At 66.5% G+C, this 20,333-nt stretch carries 16 protein-coding genes; 5 read left to right on the top strand and 11 right to left on the bottom strand.

The features are described from left to right. Positions 1-98: 98 nt before the first annotated feature. The 6 genes from rpmA to ACPDIX_RS12075 form a co-directional block, all read right to left on the bottom strand. Entirely contained in the window at positions 99-374 is a 276-nt protein-coding gene (gene rpmA / locus ACPDIX_RS12100) for a 50S ribosomal protein L27 (protein ID WP_423432059.1), read from the bottom strand. A 10-nt stretch (positions 375-384) separates the two neighbouring features. After that, positions 385-699, bottom strand: coding sequence for a 50S ribosomal protein L21 (gene rplU / locus ACPDIX_RS12095; RefSeq protein ID WP_423432058.1), 315 nt, complete (start codon positions 697-699; stop codon positions 385-387). A gap of 171 nt (positions 700-870) precedes the next feature. Then, entirely contained in the window at positions 871-1,320 is a 450-nt protein-coding gene (secG, locus tag ACPDIX_RS12090; protein ID WP_423432057.1) for a preprotein translocase subunit SecG, read from the bottom strand. 10 nt (positions 1,321-1,330) lie between these two features. Further along, positions 1,331-2,095 (bottom strand): triose-phosphate isomerase, encoded by a 765-nt coding sequence (gene tpiA / locus ACPDIX_RS12085; RefSeq protein ID WP_423432056.1) that lies wholly within the window; start codon positions 2,093-2,095, stop codon positions 1,331-1,333. 88 nt (positions 2,096-2,183) lie between these two features. Then, a complete protein-coding gene (locus tag ACPDIX_RS12080) occupies positions 2,184-3,479 on the bottom strand; it encodes a phosphoglycerate kinase (protein WP_423432055.1) in 1,296 nt (431 codons plus the stop codon). 305 nt (positions 3,480-3,784) lie between these two features. After that, on the bottom strand, positions 3,785-4,303 hold the full coding sequence (locus ACPDIX_RS12075) for a Druantia anti-phage system protein DruA (protein ID WP_423432054.1): 519 nt from the start codon (positions 4,301-4,303) through the stop codon (positions 3,785-3,787). A 186-nt stretch (positions 4,304-4,489) separates the two neighbouring features. On the opposite strand from ACPDIX_RS12075, the gene ACPDIX_RS12070 reads away from it, so the two are divergent. Further along, on the top strand, positions 4,490-5,989 hold the full coding sequence (locus ACPDIX_RS12070; protein ID WP_423432053.1) for a DUF4153 domain-containing protein: 1,500 nt from the start codon (positions 4,490-4,492) through the stop codon (positions 5,987-5,989). Positions 5,990-6,207: 218 nt separating this feature from the next. Then, on the top strand, positions 6,208-7,983 hold the full coding sequence (locus ACPDIX_RS12065) for a chloride channel protein (protein ID WP_423432052.1): 1,776 nt from the start codon (positions 6,208-6,210) through the stop codon (positions 7,981-7,983). A 915-nt stretch (positions 7,984-8,898) separates the two neighbouring features. On the opposite strand, the gene rbsK is transcribed toward ACPDIX_RS12065, so the two are convergent. The 3 genes from rbsK to ACPDIX_RS12050 form a co-directional block, all read right to left on the bottom strand. Continuing rightward, positions 8,899-9,858 (bottom strand): ribokinase, encoded by a 960-nt coding sequence (gene rbsK / locus ACPDIX_RS12060; protein ID WP_423432051.1) that lies wholly within the window; start codon positions 9,856-9,858, stop codon positions 8,899-8,901. 218 nt (positions 9,859-10,076) lie between these two features. Further along, on the bottom strand, positions 10,077-13,133 hold the full coding sequence (locus ACPDIX_RS12055; protein ID WP_423432050.1) for an immunoglobulin domain-containing protein: 3,057 nt from the start codon (positions 13,131-13,133) through the stop codon (positions 10,077-10,079). Positions 13,134-13,184: 51 nt separating this feature from the next. Beyond that, complete coding sequence (locus ACPDIX_RS12050) at positions 13,185-13,964, bottom strand: hypothetical protein (protein WP_423432049.1); 780 nt, start codon at positions 13,962-13,964, stop codon at positions 13,185-13,187. Positions 13,965-14,271: 307 nt separating this feature from the next. Between ACPDIX_RS12050 and ACPDIX_RS12045 the strand changes: the two genes are divergently transcribed. The 3 genes from ACPDIX_RS12045 to ACPDIX_RS12035 all read left to right on the top strand — a co-directional run bounded on the left by ACPDIX_RS12045 (position 14,272) and on the right by ACPDIX_RS12035 (position 16,469). Then, on the top strand, positions 14,272-14,556 hold the full coding sequence (locus ACPDIX_RS12045) for a Dabb family protein (protein ID WP_423432048.1): 285 nt from the start codon (positions 14,272-14,274) through the stop codon (positions 14,554-14,556). Between the two features lie 53 nt (positions 14,557-14,609). Continuing rightward, entirely contained in the window at positions 14,610-15,626 is a 1,017-nt protein-coding gene (locus tag ACPDIX_RS12040; RefSeq protein WP_423432047.1) for a DUF6807 family protein, read from the top strand. A 135-nt stretch (positions 15,627-15,761) separates the two neighbouring features. Next, positions 15,762-16,469, top strand: coding sequence for a 3-keto-disaccharide hydrolase (locus ACPDIX_RS12035; protein WP_423432046.1), 708 nt, complete (start codon positions 15,762-15,764; stop codon positions 16,467-16,469). Positions 16,470-16,586: 117 nt separating this feature from the next. Here ACPDIX_RS12035 and ACPDIX_RS12030 read toward each other — a convergent pair whose 3' ends face one another. After that, positions 16,587-17,528: a S66 peptidase family protein gene (locus tag ACPDIX_RS12030; RefSeq protein ID WP_423432045.1), complete on the bottom strand. Its 942-nt coding sequence runs from the start codon at positions 17,526-17,528 to the stop codon at positions 16,587-16,589. An 8-nt stretch (positions 17,529-17,536) separates the two neighbouring features. Then, on the bottom strand, positions 17,537-20,071 hold the full coding sequence (locus ACPDIX_RS12025; protein ID WP_423432044.1) for a response regulator: 2,535 nt from the start codon (positions 20,069-20,071) through the stop codon (positions 17,537-17,539). Between the last annotated feature and the right edge of the window lie 262 nt (positions 20,072-20,333).

Here is a 20,333-nt window from a genome sequence, read left to right as displayed (position 1 = left end):
TTGTCCGGGCGCGCGCCCGCCCGGTCAGGGACCTGGTGGATCCAAGAAAAAAGGCGAGGCTTGCGCCTCGCCGGCAGGCAGACGTTGCGCGATCGGCTTCAGTTGCCGGCGGGCGATCCCGCGGCCACTGCCTCTGCAATCACATTGACGCGGCGACCGCCCTTGTCAAATGAGACGCGGCCCGACTTCAGGGCAAACAACGTCCAATCCCGGCCCACGCCGACGTTCAGGCCGGGGACGAACTTGGTGCCGCGCTGCCGCACCAGAATGCTGCCGGCGGTGACGAACTCGCCTCCGAACGCCTTGACGCCCAGGCGCTTGCTGTTGCTGTCGCGGCCGTTCCGGACGCTCCCCTGACCCTTTTTGTGTGCCATAAACCGATCCTCAAGCCCTGATTTCCTTGACCTTGATCACCGTCAGTTCCTGGCGGTGTCCCTGCAACTTGTGGTAGCCTTTGCGGCGTTTCATCTTCCAGATGATCTTCTTTTCGCCGCGCTTGTGGGCCACCACCTCCGCCACCACCGTTGCATCCGCCACGGTGGGCGTGCCCACGCGGACCTGACCGTCCAAGTTGACCAGCAACACGCGGTCAATGGTGGTCGTCTGGCCGGCTTGCACCGGCAGGCGTTCCACCTCGAGCGTGTCGCCCATGGTCACCCGATACTGTTTGCCACCCGTTTCGATGACTGCGTAACTCATGGTTTGCCCCTCAAGTGGGGCCCAGTATTCCAGCACAAATCGGGCCCTGTGTCAATGCTTGCGATGGATCATCCTCAGCCGGCGGGGCGGGGTCGTTTCGTGCGCCGGGCCCCGTTGATTGCAGGAAAGGGGCGGCCGAGCCCACGAATCCCCGGTCTGCCGCAGGCCGGTTCAGTTTCCGGCGCCGTTGGTCCCGGCCGGTGCGGGCGGATGGGTGGTCGGCGGCGTTCCTGCCGGGGTCGACACCGCCGGGGTGGCTGCCGGGTTGGTGGGGCCGGGCGGAGGCGCGGCCGCGGGCAGTGTGGTGCCGGGGCCGGGGAGGAGGGGCGCGGTCGTCTGGGTTTGAAGCTGTTCTTGGAACTCGCGCGTGGAGCGGCGGTGGTGTGCGCTCTGAAGGACTCCCAGAACGATCGTCAGGATGAAGAACAGGCCGGCGCAATACTTGGTGATGCGCGTCAGGACCGTGCCGGTGCCGGCTCCGAACAGGGCGTCGGTGGCCGAGCCGCCGAAGGCGAGTCCCGCGCCTGCCTCCTTCTTGGGCAACTGGACCAGCACCAGCAGGATCAGCAGCAGACAGTTCAGGACCAGCAGGAATGTGAGCAATCCGATGAAGAAGCCCATGGTGAGTGAATCAGATGGAGTTTTTTACGATGTCGGCGAAGCTGCGGACTTCCAGGGAGGCGCCACCGACGAGGGCGCCGTCCACGTCCGGCAGACACATCAGGTCGCGGGCGTTGGAAGGCTTCACGCTGCCGCCGTACTGGATGCGTACGCGGCGTGCGACGGCGTCGTCGTACATCCCGGCCAGCAGACCGCGGATGAATGCGTGGGCCTGCTGGGCCTGTTCCGGCGTGGCGTTGCGGCCGGTGCCGATGGCCCAGACCGGTTCGTAGGCGATGATGGTTTCCAGGATTTGCTCGCGGGTCAGACCGGCCAGGCTGCCGCGGACCTGCCGTTCCAGCACGGCCTCGGTACGGCCCTGTTCGCGTTCCTCCAGGGTTTCCCCCACGCAGACGATGGGTTTGAGTGCCGCGGCGTGAGCGGCCCGGGCCTTGCGGGCCACCCATTCATCCGTTTCGCCGAAGTAGGTGCGGCGCTCCGAGTGTCCGAGGATCACGTACCGGACGGAGAACTCCTTGAGCATGAAGGCGGCGATCTCGCCGGTGTAGGCCCCGGCCGGGTTTTCGTTCATGTTCTGGGCGCCCAGGCGGATGTTGGAGTCCAGCAGCAGCTTGGAGACCTCGCACAGGGCGGTGAACGGCGGGCAAACGACCAGGTCCACCTCCTTGACGCCGGCCAGCTCCAGCTTCAGACCCTTCACCAGGTCCACGGCCTCAGCGACCGTTTTGTTCATCTTCCAGTTGCCGGCGATGATCAGCTTGCGTTCCTTTTCCATGCGATTCTCTGCAGCATCGGTTTTCTTTGCGGGTTGCCGGTTTTTGTTCGGTTCCGTTCGGCTCGGGGATGAGCTGCGGAGCGGGTGCTCAGCCACAGCAGCAGGCGCAGCTTCCACCGCTGCTCTCCGGCCGGTCGGTCAACGCGGCCACGCCCGGCAGTTCACGGCCCTCCAAGAACTCCAGGCTGGCGCCGCCACCGGTGCTCATGAAGGTGACCTGCGAGCCCAACCCGGCTTTGTTGACCGCTTTGACGCTGTCGCCGCCGCCGATGATGCTGAGGGCGCCGTTGGTTTGCGTGGCCTGGGCCACGGCGTGGGCGATGGCGTTGGTGCCTGCGGCGAATTGCGGATTCTCGAAAAGTCCCATCGGCCCGTTCCACAGGATGGTGCGGGCACGCATGATGACGTCGCTGTAGGCCTTGACCGTGGCGGGGCCGATGTCCAGGCCGGCGGCGTCCGGCGGGCAGTTCGGATCGGTGTTCACCCGCGGGTTTTGGTACTCGATGACGGGCCGGCCTTTCTTGTCCACCTTGCCCGTTTCGACCGGCGTGGCCACCACATCGTCCACCGGCAGGAGGAACTGCACCTTGCGCGCCGCGGCCTTGTCCAACGCCGCCCGGGCCACGTCCACCTTGTCGGGTTCCACCAGCGATTTGCCGGTCTGGTAGCCCTGTGCCAGGCGGAAGGTGTAGGCCATGGCGCCGCCGATCAGGATCGTGTCGGCCTTCTCCAACAAGCGGTCGATGACCTTGATTTTGTCGGAGACCTTGGCCCCGCCGAGGATGACGACGAAGGGCCGTGCCGGGTTCTCCAGTTCGTCTCCGAGGAACTTGAGTTCCCGTTCCATCAACAGGCCGGCGGCACACAGACCGCCCCGCCGGGCGATGACGCGGGCCACGCCCTCGGTGGAGGCATGGGCCCGGTGGGCGGAGCCGAAGGCGTCGTTTACGTAGACATCCGCCAGGGCGGCCAACTTTTCGGCAAACGCAGGGTCGTTTTTCTCTTCTTCGGGGTAAAACCGCACGTTTTCCAGCAGTAGGACGTCACCGTCCTTCAACGCTGCGACCGTCTGTTCGACCTTGGGCCCGATGCAATCGTCCACGAAAGCCACCGGACGTCCCAGGAGGTCGGCCAAGCGGGCCGCGACGGGCCGGAGGGACATGGAGGGTTCGCGCTTGCCCTTGGGGCGGCCCAGGTGAGAGGCCAGAATCAGGCGGCCGCCCTTCTGGATCAGCAGCCGCAGCGTCGGCAGGGTCTCGCGAATGCGCGTGTCGTCGGTGATGACCATCTGTCCGCCCCGCTCTTCGAGCGGCACGTTGTAGTCGACCCGCACAAACACGCGTTTCCCGCGCACGTCCAGATCCCGAACGGTCAGTTTTGCCATAAGAATTCCCTCGCTTGCAAACCCGGAGCACTCAGATTAGGAGAGTGCTCCCAACTGTCAAAGTCATTTCGAAACCCTGAAAAGTCCGCCCGCAGGGCCATTTCATCTGCGTGGGCCAGAGGGGGCCGGGGGCGATGGGCCCCGAATCCGGGCAAAACATCGCCGGGGCAGGCGCTGTTGCGCCCGTTCCCGCATGGCGCCGTGGCTGCCTTCGAGCCCCTGGAGGGGATCGGCTACCGGTTTTTGGGTCACGAGCGCGCGGGGCTCCCGCTGGACAGACATGGCCTTGCTGGCGATCAGCGCTTCTACCGGCGCGCCTGCCCGTCCCGGCTGAGCCGCTTCAGACACAGCCCCGGTACCCGCGAGGCCAGGTTGGGATGGCGACCCCGATCGGGCAGGACCAAAAAGCGGCTGTTGTTGACCACAAAATGCAGCCGCCGGACCCGTTGGCGCGCAGTCCGGCCGATCTTCCGATCCCCGGCTTTGACGCGCGGGGCCGCCCCGCTGAAGCTCAGCAGGGCCACCCACTGGCCATCGAGCTCGGCCACGTAGCGGAGACTGCGCCCGCCCGGGCGGCGGTTGTGGAGGTAGTGATGTTTTTCAAGCAGCTGGTCGAAGCTGGGACGTTCGCTCTCTTCGATCAACCGCACGCGCACCCGACGCAGCCAGGCCTGTTCGGAGTGTGCCGAGGTTCGGTCCGGGTCACCGGTGCGGGTAGAGAAACGGCCGGGCAGGTCCGAGTCATTTTCGAGCCACCAACGTTTCCCACGCCGGCTCTCTGGCGAAGCCGGCGCCGGGGTGGTGAGGACGAGGAGATGCAACAAGCGGGCAGGGTCTGATGGCTTTCGTAGTCCATGGTTTCAGGCGAGCTGTTGGCGGGCATGGTCAGCAGATTGGGGTTGAACGGTTCACGCATCGGGCGAGTCTTAGCTGCAGGCGCGTCGAGGGGCCGGTTCGTTGACTACTGTGTGGTTTGGAGTGTCCGAGGTGGGCTGGTGGGGAGAATGATCATGAAACCGCGGCATTTGTGGATTGCGGGGGTGGCGCTGGGTGTTTTGGGCGACTGGTGGCTGCGGGGTGTTCCCTGGGGGTTGGGCGCGTTCCTGTGGGGCGGGTTGTTGACGGGGGCGGCGGCGGTTTCTGGCTGGGACCGATGGGCCGGGAGTCGTGGCGCCGGCTTGTTGGGATTGGGGCTCGGGTTGGCGTGCCTGGGGTTGTGGGTGTGGCGGGACAGCGAATTCCTTCTTGTGCTGGGCCTGCTGGCATTTTTTGGGGGACATTTGTGGTGGTGGCTGGGTTGCCGCGGTACGCGGCTTTCACGGCTGCGGGCGGGTGGTGTGATCGTGGACGGTTTGGAGGACCTGGCAAGCCTTGTCGGGGTGGCGCTCTCGTGGATGAGGCGGCTGGGTGAGGATGCGGGATGTTCGGGCCGGCGGAGGCGGGCATGGGTCAGCGTGGGGGTGGGCTTGTTGCTCGGGCTGGTGGTGTTGGTGGTGTTTGGGGCGTTGTTGCGGGCCGGGGATCCGTTGTTCCGGCGTTGGACGGATGTTTTGCTGGGTTGGGATTGGGGAAAGCCGGTGTCGCACGTGGTGGTGACGATGGGGCTGGGTGGGCTGGCGGGAGGTTATTTGCGGTTGCTCGGGCAGACGCGCGGGGATGTCGTTCGCCGGTCGGTCCGGGGTTTGGAGTTTCGGCGGCCGGGCTGGGTGGCTGTGGCGCTGCCTTTGGGGGTGCTGAACCTGATGTTTGCGATCTGGGCGGCGGCGCAGTTTCGGTACTGGTTCGGCGGTCTGGAGACGGTGCTGGCGACGGCGGGTCTGACGGTGGCCGAATACGCCCGGCAGGGGTTTTTCGAGCTTGTGACGGTAGCGGGGTTGGTTCTGGTGGTGTTGTGGGGAGGGCACGCGGTGCTGGAGCGGCGGGACGGCATCGGCGGCCGCGTGTACCGGGTGTTGGCGGTGTTTTTGCTGGTGTGGGTGGGGTGGGTGATGGTGTCGGCGGTGCAGCGGTTGATGTTGTACGTGGCCCGGTTCGGTTTGACGGAGAGCCGGATTTACGCAGCGGCATTTCTGGGGTGGGTGGGCGTGGTGTTGGTGTGGTTTGCGTGCACGGTTTTGCGGGATCGGGAGGGGCGCTTTTTGCCGGTGGCGTGGCTTGCGGGGATGCTGTGGGTGTGGCTTGTGGGCGGGCTGAACCCGCAGGCGTGGGCGGCAGGGGTGAATCTGTCGAGGGCGACGCGCGGGCATGAGTTGGACGTGAAGTATCTGGCGGGTTTGCGGGCCGACGCGGTGCCGGTGATCGCGCGGATGTGGGATCGACTCCGTCCGGAACAACGCGAGCTGTTGGAGAGGGCGTGGGTGCGTCGCTGGGGTGAACCGGTTTGGGACTGGCGGACGTGGAACCTGGCGCGGTGGCGGGCGATGCGTGAGTTGGGGCGTTTGCGGGCGGAGGCCGGCGGGGGAGCGGCCGGTGCTGACAGGGTCGGACCGCGGTCGGGCGGTGTGGATTGAGGATGCCGGTCCTGTGCGTGGATCGAGGTGAAACGGGTTTCGGGTCGGCGTCGCTTTCGGGGTTGGTCATCTTTCGGGACCGGGGCCGGTGCCGGATGCGTGAGGACCACGGTTGGGGTGCCGGTCGTTTGCTTGCGTTTCGCGGTTCAGGGCCCAGACTGGCAGGCAGGGCATGCCGGTTCCGGGATTGGCGGAGCCGGCGCGATTTTTGAGGCTGGATGGATCTGAGGCGCTTTTGGGATCGGGCCCGGGAGCTGGGCCGGGAGACATGGGGGCGCTGGCCCCGCCGGACGCAGTTGGTGGTGCGGACGGTGGTGTACGGGCTGGCGGCGGGTGCGGCGGCGGTGGCTTTTGGGGTGGCCGCGCACGCGGTGTATCGAGCGGGGTTGGAACGGCTGAGCGAGGGTCCGACGCGGGTGTTTGTGTGGGGCAGTTTGGCGTGTGTGTTGGGGACGGGGGCGGTGACGGGCTGGTTGTTGTACCGGTTTTGTCCGGAGGCGCGCGGGAGCGGGATTCCCCAGGTGAAGGTGGCCTTTTGGAAGGACTTTGGTTACATCCCGTGGCGGGTGGCGTGGGTGAAGTTCGTGGCCGGGGTGTTGAGCATTGGTGGCGGGGCCAGTCTGGGTCGGGAGGGTCCGAGCGTGCAACTGGCGGCGGCGGTGGCTTCCAGCACGGCTGGTGTGATGGGGGAGCCGAAGCAGTCGCGACGGTTGGCGACGGCGGCGGGTGCGGCTGCGGGTTTGGCTGCGGCGTTCAACACGCCGCTGGCGGCGGTGACCTTCGTGCTGGAGGAGATCGTCCAGGACCTGAACAGCCGGATTCTGGGCAGTGTCTTGCTGGCTTCGGTGCTGGGGGCGTTCACGGTGCATGCGGTGGTGGGGCGGCAACCGGCGTTTACCCTGGAGCCGGTGCAGCCCTCGGGCTGGGCGGTGTATGGGATGGTGCCTTTTGTGGCGGTGGCGGCGGCCTTGGTGGGGGTGGCGTTTCAGAAGGCGACGCTGGCACTGCGGAACCAGCGACAGCATCGTGCGCTCTCGGGGATTCCGATGTGGTTGCGACCGACGCTGGGCGGGTTGGTGACGTGGGCCCTGGGGGTGCCGGTGTTTCTGCTGACCGGGAGGCTGGGTGTGTTCAGTCTCGGGTATGAAGATCTTTCGGCGGGGCTGGCGCATCAGTTGCCGTGGACGCAGGCGGGGATTCTCCTGGCGACCAAGTTCCTGGCCACGGTGGCGTGTTACGGGTTTGGCGGCTGCGGCGGGATTTTTTCGCCGACGCTGTTTTTGGGCGGGATGTGCGGTTTGCTCATGGGTGGTGCTGCGGGCGGGGCGCTGGAACTGACGCCGGACGATCAGGTCCTGCTGGGGGTGGTGGGGATGAGCGCCTGTCTGGGGGCGGTGGTCCGGGCGCCGATCACGGGGATGCTGATCGTGTTCGAGATGACGCACGAATTCGAGTTGGTGCCCTCGCTGATGGTGGCGGCGTTGATCAGTCAGGCCGTCAGCCGGCGCATGTCGCGTCACAATTTCTATGATGCGCTGCTGGTGCAGGATGGTCACCGCGTGGAGCATTTGGTGCCGCCGCGCGGCATTCGGGAATGGCAGGAACGGCCGGTGACGACCCTGATGACGGCGGGGCCGGTGGTGGCGACCTCGGTGGAGCCGGAGGCATTGCGGAAGTTGCTGCGGTCGTATCCGTATGAGCGGTTCCCGGTGGTGCGGGACGGTCGGCTGGATGGGGTGCTGACGCGGTGGGAAGCGGAGGCGGCCTTGCGGGAGGGGCGGCCTCCGAGGCTGGAACGTCCCACGGTGTGTGGTCCGGACACCACGATCCGGGAGGCTCAGCGCCTGTTGCTGGAGTCGCCGCTGGGCATGTTGATCATTTGCGAGGGCGGGGACTCAGTTCCGGTCGGAATCTTTACACTGCACGATTTGCTGCGAGCCGAGATTGCGATGTCGGAGGGCACGGCTCTGCCGGAGAGCGTGGGTGGGTTTTAGGAACGCTCAGGCTTTCGGGGGCCGCAGCGTTTCTACGGAGAGGCGCAGCCCGGGTGGTTGGCCAAGGTTTCCGAGGGTGGGGGCGGAGGATTGCCTGGCAACCGGCGTTTCGTTCCCGTCATGGGCGAGACCGATCGGGATGAGTTTCGGGACGCACGCCCGGGGGCTCCTTGTGGAGGTTGACCCTCAGGGGGTGGCCGCATGCTTTTTGCTGAGTGCATGTAACTGGTGTCATGGAGGAATGGGCAAGACTGCCGCGGGAAGGTGAATCCGACCGGTTGGAGTTGGAGGTTCGCCGCGGGGCGACGGCCCTCGAAGGACCATCTGTGCCGTGGCGAATGATCTGCCGGGGCACGGCCGGCCCCGGTATCTGGTGATCGGTTTGGACGGGCAGGGCCGTCCGACGGGGGCTTCAGGTGACGGACAGAGTGCTCAACTACCTTGCCGCTCCGGGGGATGAGGGGTTGATTCCACAACTTCCTCACATGGAGGTGCGGTGGACCAAGTGGCAGGGCGAGATATCGTGGTCATGACCGTCCACTCATCACCGGAAACTCCAGTGTGGTATCGTGGTCGGGTTTGGGTAAGCGTGAGTCCGAAGAATCGAGTGGCTTCGGCGGAGGAAGAGCTCTGACTTGTCGAGCGACGGCGTGCCACCCAGCTTCCGTTTGACCATCGGCCGGCCCCTGAGGCGACGATGGAGGAACTGGACCTGGATTGTGAGGACGCGGTACCTGCCACGAGCGGTGGCACCCGAGATTGCTGAAGCCAGCCAGCGGCCCTTGGAACAGCAACTGCACTCTCTGCGGCTGATGGGGAACGGCCGCCCCACCCGGGGTGGGTTGCCGGGATTCGGGCGGGAAGTGCAGCACTGGCTGCCGGGTGCCTTCAAGCAGGCTGAGGCGGGAGTGTCTCTCAGGAGGTGGTGCCGGGCTGTGGGCGCTGCGATTCGCGCGCGCGGTCTTCCAAGAACCGCAGGATTTCCGCCCGCGTGGGGGCGGAACGTTGGGCGCCGAAGCGGGTCACGGAGATGGCCGCTGCTGCCTGGGCAAAGCGAAGTGCCTCGAGGAGGGGACGTCCTTCCGTGCATGCGACGGCCAGTGCACCGCAAAAGACGTCGCCGGCCGCGGTGGTATCCACGGGTTTCACGCGGAACGCCGGGAGATGTTTGTGGAGGCGGGGTGCGTCCACGACGAGACCCTGTTCGGCCAGGGTGATGATGACGTGGGGCACGCCCTTTTGTCGGAGGCGGGCGGCGGCGCGGGCGGCCGAGTCGGGGTCGGTGACCTCGATGCCGGACAGGGCGGAGGCTTCGCGGGCGTTTGGGGTGAGGTAGGTGATGTGAGGGAACCACTCGTTGGGGATGTGCTGGGCGGGTGCCGGGTTGAGGAGCACCGGCAGCCGATGGTGGGCGGCCAGTTCGAGGGCGCTTTGCACGGCTGCCAGGGGGATCTCGAGCTGGACGAGCAGCATTTGTGCGGTCCGGAAGGCCGGGGCAGCGCGGTGCACATCGGCGGGCGAGAGATGGGCGTTGGCGCCGGGGGCGACGGCGATGGAGTTCTGGCCGTCCGCGGCCACCAAGATGAGGGCCACGCCGGAGGGGTGATGTGAATCCATGACGACGTGCCCGAGGTGGATGCCCTCTTTTTGGAGGCCCTCTAGGGAGAGCTGGCCGAAGGCGTCATCGCCGATGCGGGCGACGAAGGTGACCTCGCCTCCGGCGCGAGCGGCCGCCACGGCCTGGTTGGCGCCCTTGCCCCCGGCGAGGGAAGCGAATTCCCCGCCGAGGACGGTCTCGCCCGGGCTGGGTAAGCGGGGCACCTTGACCACGAGGTCCGTGTTGGAACTGCCCACGACCAGGATGCGGGGTTTCATGGTTGTTTCGCCTGTTCGGAGCCGGGGCACGCCACGGCAGGCGGGTTCCGTCGGTCGTGGGAACCCGGGCACCGCGGCGCGGCTCCCCGGAAGCTGCACCGGTTGTGGAAGGGTACACTGCAAGGGCGGGATTCGCGACCTCTTTGCGCCGGGCCAGGGTCGGGCCGGGAGGCGGTCGTGAAGGGGTCGCGGGAGGCGGGGTGCTGCAGCCGCCGCTCTTACCACTCCAGTCGGATCCGATAGAACCGGCGATGTCCTTCCTGGGGCAAGGGAATGGTTGCCGAAGGGGGCCAGGTTCCGGGTTCCCACCGGCGCCACTCGGTCCAGTTGGTGAGATTGGTCGAGGTTTCCAGCACGCCGATCACGTCGGGGTTCACTCCGGTCCAGGAGAGCCGCCAGCCGCTGTTTTGGGGGTCCGGTTGCAGGGTGAGTTGCGGGGGTTGCACGACCAGGAGGTGCACGGGCGGACTGGTCACGCTTCCGCCGGCGTTGCTGGCGACCAGGCTGTACCAGCCGCTGTCCTGGACAGTCGGGCTGCTCCAGCCCAAGATCGGCCGGGCGGCGGCCGGCACGGGCGATTCGTCCTTGAGCCACTGGTATGTGACCGGCCAGGCGCTCGCGGCAGTGAGGCTCAGCCACAGGGGTTGGCCTGCGCGATGCACGATCCGGGCGGGCCATGCACTGGTGAGAATGGGTGGTTGCGCGGCATTGCCGGTGAGTTGCAGCGCCAGGTGGAAATCCGCCCTTTGTCGGGCCACGACACTGCGCATGCCCTCGCGGCGGATGGCCTCGAGTTCCCCGGGCGCCAGCAGCCGGTTGAAAAAGAAGACGTCATCGGCTGCGAACCCACCCAGCGGGCCTGTGCGGCGGAGGAGTCGGACCGGTTGATCTCCTGTTTGCGGGGGCGAGGCGGGCATCGCCCACACGGGCCCGTCGTCCACCTGGATGTATGCGTGGGAACCGTCGTACCATCCCACGACAAACCGCCATTGCCCCGGGAGCGTTCCCGGCGTGGGGTCCTGGACTTCGGTGTTGCCGACCCGGAACCGGTATCGGTTGGTTCGTGTACCGGTGTAGTAGAGTGCGAACTCGCCCGGTTTTTCGATGGCGATGCTGGCTGCATCGTCGCCCGTCTGCCACCCGTAGGAGAACCAGCCTCCGACGGTGAAGGGTCCGGAGGCGCGCAGTGCGGGCGCGTCCGGCGTTTCCAACCAACCGGTGGATCCTGCGTTGGTGAGGGCGTTGCCGGCGGGACCTGCCACGGGCATGGGACCGGTCCCCTGCACGGTGAGGGGGTGAGATTCCCTTTCGTCCTGCCACCAGCCGTCCGGGCGATCGAAGCTCCACCAGGCAACGGGTGGATCGTCGGCAATGAAACGGTGGAGGCTGACGGCGAGCGTGTTCCAACCGGGCTGGAGCGCATCGGTCGGAATCGGCACGACGATGGTGGAGGTCTCTGCGGGTGCGGGGGCGGTGGCTGGTCCCCAGGGCGGTTCGGGTCCTTCGGGGGCCTGCCACGCAAAGATTCTTTGGCCGTTGAGATAGACGGCAAAACCGTCTGCGGCACGGATGCGGATCTGAACAGAAGGTTCCGGGCTCCAGTGGGCATGAAAGCGCGTGCGCAGTGCCAGTGTATGGGGCAGCCGCTCCACCCGCGGGTCGAGTTTGGTGACCAGCTCGGGCGGGCCAAAGCCGAGCGGGGCTCCGGAGACGGGCCAGGAAGAGTCGTCGAAGTCGGGCCGCACCCAATCGGCCGGGGGCTGGGAGGAGGCGAGCCACACGGCCCACGGGTGGGTGAAGTCGATCGGTGTTTGGTGAGACCAGAGTCCGAACACGGCCACGGAGGCCACGCGGCTGGTTGTGGCGCCCAGTGAGTTCCAGACGACCACGTGGTAGCGGCCGCTGTCGGCCGGTGTGACACGACCAAGGTCCAGCACGGCCCTGCGAGCGGCGGGATCGGTCAGCGGCTGCCCGTCCCGGTACCATTGGTAACCGAGCACTTCTTCCGGTACTGCAGTGACGGAGAGGACGACCGATGCGCCTTCCGGGGCCACGCGGTCCTGTGGCTGGTGCAGAATGACGGGAGGTCGGGACCAGGTCCCAAGGATTCGGGCGACGCGGCTGGTGATGGCGCCCCGGGTGTTGGTTGCGACCACGTAGTACTCACCTTCGGTTTCGGGCCAGAAGGACTCGAGCACAAGCTGGCGGCGGGTGGCGTTCTGAAGCGGCGCGCCGTTGAAAAACCACTGGTATTGCGGGGGTGGCCAACCGAGGGCTTCCGCGGTGAGGACACATCGTTCGCCCAAGGCCGCGCCCTTGGAGACGGGTTGTTGGACCCACCACGGGCGACCATCGTCGGCGTCCCGGATGGCATGGGCCAGGGCCTCGCGGTGTTTCTGCAGGGCGTGCGGGTCCAGCTCGACCCGGGAGACATGGGGAACGATGGTAAGGGCGTTGGAGAGGGCCCGTTGCAGTTGGAGGGCGGTTGGGGATTCCGGGCCCTGTTCGAGGGTTGTACGCTGCAACCATTGTTCTGCCAGCCAGAAGTATTCGAGGTCTTCGAGGCCGTCGCGGACCTGTTCCAGTCGCACGGTGGGTGTGGGAGGGGCGATGAGCGGCTGGGTGGGTGGCTGGCGGGAGGGTGGGTACACGAGCACTCCGTCGCCGTTGGCGGGCGACCAGCTCCAAGTGCGCGTGACTTCCCAGGGGTTTCGTCCCATCCACATGTTGATGGCGTAGTAGAGGTCGCCGGTAATGCCGTGCGCCTTTTGGGCCCAGAACCGGATTCGGTGGGCCACGGCCGGGTGGTCAATGAAGTAGTTGGGGTACGGCGCGGTCGGGGCCACGGCGACGTACCACCAGAGTTCTTCTCCCAGGGCCATCCGGTTGGTGAACCGCGGGCTGACCGCAAGGTGAGCCATGGGTGTCCAGATGTCGACGCGCGTGTTGAGGGGGTCGTCGTAGGGCTGGACAGGGGAGACGTTGAACGTCAGGAGGCGGCGCAGGTCGGGTGCGGCGGCCCGGAGGGCGTCCATTCCGGTGATGATTTCAGAGAACCGGCTGCCCTGAGGTTCGTCCGCCCAGTAACAATAGGCGCGGTTCATCCAGTCTCGGAGCCGCAGGTGATGACCGATGCGGTCCATCAGCTCGGCAAATCGAACGAACCAGTTGGTGCCGTATGCGTAGTGGCCGCCCAGAGGGTTGGGAAAGGGGGGTGACTTGTGCCCGAACAGATTAAAGGCGTTGAATCCGAACTCGTCGAGGTACCGGCTCATGACGGTGTCGAAGGCGCTGAAGTCGACCTGGAGTTGGCCGCTGGCATACCCTTAGGTGATGGGGGCGTACAAGTGTGGCGAGTAGGGGGCGATGCGATACTGGCGGTACATCTGCATGTAGAGGTCCCAGGTTTCCCGGCGCTGTTCCAAGGTGGACAGTCGGTGCCAGGTGGAATCCACATGGACGTCCGAATAGTAGGCCGTTTGAGTGTGGGTCATCTCGGGGAGCGCGAACGTGAAGACTTCCAACCCCACCGGCAAAAGGAGGGGCGGGCCTTCCTCGAATTCGACCCACAACGTCGCCTGGTAGGCACCCGGAGGCGTGTCCGTGGGGACAAAGACCGTGACGAAGAAAGGTTGGTTGATGTCGGGGGGCAGGGTCAGGTTTTCGGGCAGTGGGACCAGTGGATCCGGCCACTCTCCGGCCCCGCCCCAGCGATCGCTGGGAGAAAGGACCGGGACGTAATCCACCAGGCGGATCCGGACCGGCAATTCCCGTTCGTCACCGGTGGCCTCGCCGTCCCGGCCTGTCCAAGGGCCGATGCGGATGGAGCGGACGGTGAGGTTGGTTCGCGGTCGCAGGACCAGTTGAAAAGATTCGTACTCGTTCCGTGCGGCCTGGATGCGGATGAGGTCCGAGGATTCCACCGGCGGGGGACGATCGCGACCCACCTTGCGGGCGGCTTCACACCACCAGGCATCGATGTACCCGTCCGCGTGCAGGCGGTGGCCGAAGTCGGTTTCCCGGATCTCGGGCAAGGCCGGGAGGCACTGCGGAGCCAGGCTGCCGCAGCAGGCCAGGACACCGAGCCAACAAAGCAACCGTTGCATCGTAGCCGTCTTCCTCACGGGCTGTCGAGCCGGCGGAAGGTTAGGCGAGGCGGCCGGCCGGTGTAAACGCGTTCCGGGTGCTGGAAGGCGTGCCGGCGCGCAGGCGACCGGCCTTGCGAAGCTGCGCCGGTCTCCCGTGGAAGGATCCGGTGTGCGCATGGCTTCCAGACCTGCGCATCTCCGGCGCCGGTTGGAGGGCGTGGCTTTGCATTTGCGCGGGAGCACGGGTGCTTTTAGGCTGGGCGGCGCCGGGCCGGGTTGGAGAAAGCGGCACCGGCGGGGTAGGACGAACATGTTTTCGCATGTGGTGATTTTCTGGACGGACCCTCAGCAGCCGGGTGCGGCGGACGAGTTGATCGAGGCGGCCGAACGGTACCTTCGACCGATCCCCGGGATCGTGCATTTCCACGTGGGCAGGATGGTTCCGAGCGCGCGGCCGGTGGTGGAACAGAGTTATCAGGTGGGGCTGAACGTGGTTTTTCAGGACAAGGCGGCGCATGATGCCTATCAGGTGCATCCCGGTCATGTGGAGTTTGTGGAGAAGGTGTTCAAGCGGGTTTGCACGCGCGTGCTGGTTTATGATTTTGCGTGAGAGCGGCGGGACCCGCGGAAAAGAGTGAAAGTGAAGGAGCGACAGGGCACGCCATGAAACGGGTAGACCGACGAACGGGCAAGCGGTGCCTGGCAAAGAGCGTCCGGCGGCTGGGAGTGTTTCTGGTGCTGGGTTTGGCGGGGTGGACCGGGCCGGCGGTGCGGGCGGCCGAGGGTGCCGGGTTCCGGTTTGCCCCGGTGAGCGAGAGCTCCCTGGGCCTGTGGGAGGGCGACCGACGCGTGTTGGTGTACAATCACGGCGTGATCCGGCGCGAAGGCGTGCCAGACCGTTATGCGCGCAGCACGTACGTGCATCCTTTGTATGGTGTGGACGGGGAGGTGTTGACGGACGATTTCCCTGCGGATCACCGCCATCACCGGGGTTTGTTCTGGGCCTGGCCTCATGTCCGGGTGGGCGATGCGCATCATGATTTGTGGTTGTTACAGGGGATTCGGCAACAGTTCGAGCGTTGGATCCGCCGGGAGGCATCCGAGCGGGAGGCACGGTTGGAGGTGCAGAACGGGTGGTACGTGGGGGAGGAGAAGGTTGTGGACGAGACCGTGCGGTTCCGCGTGCATCCGGTTCGGGACGGGACGCGTGCGGTGGACGTGGCGTTCGAATGGCGGGTTTTGAAAGGGCCGCTGACGTTGCAGGGTGCCGAGGGCAAGAGTTACGGCGGACTGACCTTGCGCTTTGCTCCGGGCACGAACACGGCGATCACGATTCCGGCCGGCCGGATTTCGGAGGATCTGGCGATGACCAATCTGCCGTGGGCGGACCTGACACGGTTGTGGACGGCGGAGGGTCGGACGAGTGGTGCGGCGATTTTCGTGGCGCCGGATCATCCGGATTATCCCCCGCAATGGTTGTTGCGGCATTACGGCGTGTTGTGCCTGGGTTGGCCGGGGGTGGAACCGGCGACGTTCGAGGCCGGTCAGGTGATTCGGACACGTTACCGGGTGTGGATCCACCGGGGTGCCGTGGACGCCACGCGGCTGCGGGAGGCCTACGAGGCGTACTGTCGCGAGGTGGAGTCGGGCCGCCAGGGCGGGCGTCCGGCCGGAGGGTGAGCTGTGTGCCAGTTGGACGGTTGAAGAGAGGGGGAAAGTTTTGCGTCCAACCGCCGTGTGGCTTCGGGGCCGGACCGCACGGGCCGGAGCCGGAGCCGGACCGGATGGAACCAGGCTCAACCTGGAAGGGGAAGAATGAAACGAACGACCTTGCTGATTCTCTGTGGTGCTCTGGTGTTGGCCCTGTGCGGACAGGGATGGGCGGCCGAGGTGTTGCGGCCGTTCAACGGGAAGAATCTGGAGGGGTGGAAGGTCAAACCCGAGGGGAATCAACGCAACTACTGGACGGTGGGGACGGCCCGGTTGGACCCGAGCGATCCCAAACGGCTGGTGGTGGAACCGGGCGGGCAGGAGCTGATCAACGCCACACCGGGGCATGGCCAGGGGCTGGACCTTTACAGCGAGGCGCTGCATGGCGACGCGGTCATCAAGCTGGAGGTGATGGTGCCGAAGTCCTCCAACAGCGGCATCTATGTGATGGGCGAGTATGAGGTGCAGGTGCTGGACAGTTACGGCAGGGACGACCGGCCGGGGCCGGGTGACATGGGCGCGATCTACGGGGCTCAACCACCGCAGCGGCCGAAGTATCGCGCGCCGGGGGAATGGAACACGGTGGAGATTCACTGGCGCGCGCCCAGGTTTGATGCCTCGGGGAAAAAGGTGGCGAATGCGCGGTTCGAGAAGGTGATCCTCAACGGGGTGGTGATCCACGAGAACGTGGAGATGAAAGGTCCGACCCCCGGCGGTGTGGACGGCCGGGAAAAGCCTCTGGGTCCGCTGATGTTCCAGGGCAACCACGGTCCCGTGGCGTACCGGAACATCGAGATCCATCCGTTGCCGTGAGCGGGAAAACGGCGGCGTTTACCCGCCTTTGCGCTGTTTTCCGGCAGGGCACGAGGGTCTCCGGCCAGCAGGGCGGCCTGCCGGGGCCCTTTTTGTTTGGAGAGGCGGCCGGGGCCTTCACCTCACGGCGGGTTCGAGGATTCGGAGGTCGCCGTGGGTGGCGTCGAGTTCGGCCCGGACGCCCCAGGGCAGGGTGGCGTTGAAGCGTGTGTGTCCGAAGGGCAGGCCGATGATCACGGGTTTGCGGAGGGGACGCAATCTTTCCTCCCAGACCTTTTCGAGTGTGGCCCGGGCGGCATCGGACCCGGAGGTGGAGGTTTCACAGCGACCGATGGCGATTCCGGCGGCTTGTTGGAGAAGCCCGGCATGGAGGAGCTGGGTGAGCATGCGATCGATGCGGTAGGGGGGCTCGCCGACCTCTTCCAGGCAGAGGATGCGGTTGCGAAAGTCCGGTTGGTAAGGGGTGCCGAGGGTGGAGACCAGGAGGGTGAGGTTGGCGGGCAGGAGGGGGCCGGTGGCGCGGCCCTTGCGGACGGTGCGGATGCCGGCGCGTTGGGTCGGATGGAGGATGCTGCCCGGGGCACGGGGCTGGGTGACGACTTGCAGGAGGCTTTGGAGCGTGAAGGCGGGCAGGTCGCGCCGTCCGAGGTCGGGTCCGGCCATGGGCCCGTGGAAGGTGACGAGTCCGGTTCGGGTGTGCAGGGCGGCGTGAAGGGCGGTGAGGTCGCTGTATCCGATGAAGATCTTGGGATGGGAGCGGACGAGGTCGAAATCGAGGCGGGGGATGAGTCTGGCGGAGCCGTAGCCGCCGCGGGCGCAGAGGATTGCCTTGACGCGCGGATGACGGAAGAGGCGGTGGAGATCGGCCAGGCGTTGGCGGTCCGAGCCGGCGAGGTAACCGTTGTTGTGGAAGAGGTGGGGTGCGGCGAGGACGCGGTAGTGGAGTTGTTCGAGGCGTGCGATGGCGCGTTCGATGGTGTCGCGGGATCGGACGGGTCCGGCCGGAGCGACCAGGGCGATGGTGTCGCCGGGTTCGAGTCGGGGCGGGCGGAGGAGCATGGGACGGGTCAATCGCGGAGGCAGGCCAATTCGTCGAGGGTTTGCTCGAGGGCGGTTTCGAGTTGGGCGACCAGTTGGGGGACGGTGTCGGTCTGGCCGCTGCGGGCGGCGCGTTCGATGCGCTGGCAGAGGGCGACGACCTTGCGGGCGCCGAGGCTCATGCTGGTGCTTTTGAGGGAATGGGCTTGGAAGGCGAGCTGGGTGGGGTCGGCGACGGCCTGGCGGATCTGTTGAAGTTGCTGGGGTGCGGTCTGGCGGTAGAGATCGATGAGTTCCTGGAGCATGTTGAAATCCTGGCCGGCCGGGATCTGGCGGAGCTCCTCGAGCAGGGAGCGGTCGAGGAGGGTGTCTGGGGAGGCGTGGGGCATGCGGGCCAGGAAGGTGGTGGTGTCGAAGTCGCGGAGTCGGGTGGGCCCCCATCGTTCGAGGGCGTTTTGGATGTCCTGGAGGCGGATGGGCTTGGAGATGTAATCGTCCATGCCGGCGGCCAGGCATTTTTCGCGGTCGCTGGCGAAGGCGGCGCCGGTGATGGCGATGAGGCGCGGTCGTTTTTCGCGGGGCAGCCGTTGGTGAATGAGCCGGGCCACTTCCAGTCCGTCCAGTTCGGGCATTTGGACGTCGAGGAAGAGGATGTCGTATTCCTTCTGCCCGAGGGCATCGAGGACCTCGCGTCCGTTCGTGGCGGTGTCGGCTTGGTAACCGAGTTTGCGGAGGATGGTGCGGGCGACCTGGAGGTTGACGGGGTTGTCGTCGGCGACGAGGAGGCGGAGGGGAAGGCGTTGGGCGAGGGTGGCGTCGAGGACCGGGGGTGCCGGTGTGCGCTTTTCGCGTTGGACGGGGACGCCCAGGGCGCGGCAGAGGGTGTCGAGCAGTTGCGCCGGGCGGATGGGTTTGTGGACGACGAGGTTGAATCCGGCTTCGGCGGCGCGGCGGTCTTCCTGTCGGAGCGGGAGTACGGAGAGCAGGACGACGGGGACGGAAGGTCCGGCCAGCCGCTGCAGTTCGGCGGCCAAGGCGAGGGTGTCGGTGCCGGGGAGCTGTTGGTCGAGGAGGATGAGGTCGAAGCCGGTTTGGGTTTCGAAGAGTTGGAGCGCCTCGGCGGCGGTGGTGGCCGTGGTGACGCGCAGGCCCCACTGGGTGGCGCGGTGGCGGATGAGGCGCTGGTTGGTGCCGTTGTCCTCGATGACCAGGAGGTGTTTCCGGGTGAGGGTGGGCTGGGGGCATTGCCAGAAGGCGGGGGTGGAGGTGGATGCGGGTCGGGCCTGGATGGTGAAGTGGAAGGTGGCGCCCCTGCCGGCGTCGCTTTCGACCCAGATGCGGCCGCCCATGAGTTCGCAGAGGCGGCGGCAGATGGCCAGGCCGAGGCCGGTGCCGCCGTAGTGGCGGGCGGTGGAGGCGTCAACCTGTTGGAAGGATTTGAAGAGGCGGTCCTGTTTTTCCAGGGGGATGCCGATGCCGGTGTCGCGGACGGAGAAGTGGATGAGGCAGGCGACGGACAGGTCGGCGGGGTCTGGTGTTTGCGTGGCGGGCGTGCGGGGGGCCAATTCGGTGGGGGCGGGTTGGACCTCGACGACGACCTCGCCGGTGTGGGTGAATTTGACGCCGTTGCTGAGGAGGTTGAGGAGGATTTGGCGCAGCCGGGTGGAATCGCCGATGATGACGCGGGGGAGCCGATCGTCGAGCAGGTAGGCAAGGTCGAGATTTTTTTCCGCGGCCTTGGGCGCGACCTGTTCGAGGGCTTCTTCGATGCAGGCGTGGAGTTCGAAGGGGTGGGCTTCGAGCTCGAGTTTGCCGGACTCGATTTTGGAGAAGTCGAGGATGTCGTTGACGATGGCCAGGAGGGATTCGGCGCTGTGACGGGCGGCTTCGGCGTATTCGCGTTGTTCCTCGGTGAGGTCGGTGGCCAGCAGGAGGTTGACCATGCCGATGACGCCGTTCATGGGGGTGCGGATTTCGTGGCTCATGTTGGCCAGGAACTCGGTTTTGGCGAGGGTGGCCTCCTCGAGTTTCTGGTTGAGGGCCAGCAGTGCGGCGTTGTTTTCCATGAGCTTCTGCTGGCTTTCGCGCAGGGCTCGGTAGGCGGCGTCGCGCTGGAGTTGGTTGAGGTAGGCGCGGGAGTGGTAGCGGAGCCGGGCGACGAGTTCGACGGGGTCGGGGAGTTTGACGAGGTAATCGTTGGCACCGAGGGCGAAGGCCCGGCTTTTGACGAGGGGATCGTCGTGGACGGACAGGACGAGGATGGGGACGTCGCGGGTGGCGGGGTGGGCGCGGAACTGGCAGAGCAGGGTGAAGCCGTCGGTGCCGGGCAGGACGAGGTCCAGCAGGATGGCTGTGGGTCGGAGTTGGAGGGCGAGGTTCAGTGCCTCGCGGGGATCCGCGCAATAATGGAAATCAATGTCGGGTTGCTCGGCGAGGGCCCGGCGGACGGCCTCGCCCACGACGGCCTGGTCATCCACCAGGAGCACGAGGGTGCGGTATTCCGGAGGCGGCCATTCGACCGGATTCCCCGTCTGGAGGGGTGTGGGTTCTTGTGTCGGGTTCATGTTGCTCGGGTTGGTCGGGTTGTTTGGGCCGCGCGCTGGTTTGTCCGGGCCGGACGGCATTCCAGTCTGAAAGCCCGTTCTTGCGGGTTTGGAACGGTCCGCACCGGGTCCGGGTGCCGGCGGCGAGCCGGTGCCCGGAGCTTCCATGCGATTCAGCTTAGTGAGTGCGCGGGAGGACGGCAAGGGACCTGCCGGATGCGGCCGGGCGCAGCCGGTGAGGGACCGGTCCGGCGGGGGGCTGGCGGGTCAAGGGGGCTTGACG

The organism is Limisphaera sp. 4302-co (assembly GCF_049537155.1).
In the GTDB taxonomy this organism is placed as follows: Bacteria; Verrucomicrobiota; Verrucomicrobiia; order Limisphaerales; family Limisphaeraceae; genus Limisphaera.
Note: the sequence above shows the minus strand (reverse complement) of the source record. Positions and strands in the feature narration are given on the sequence as shown.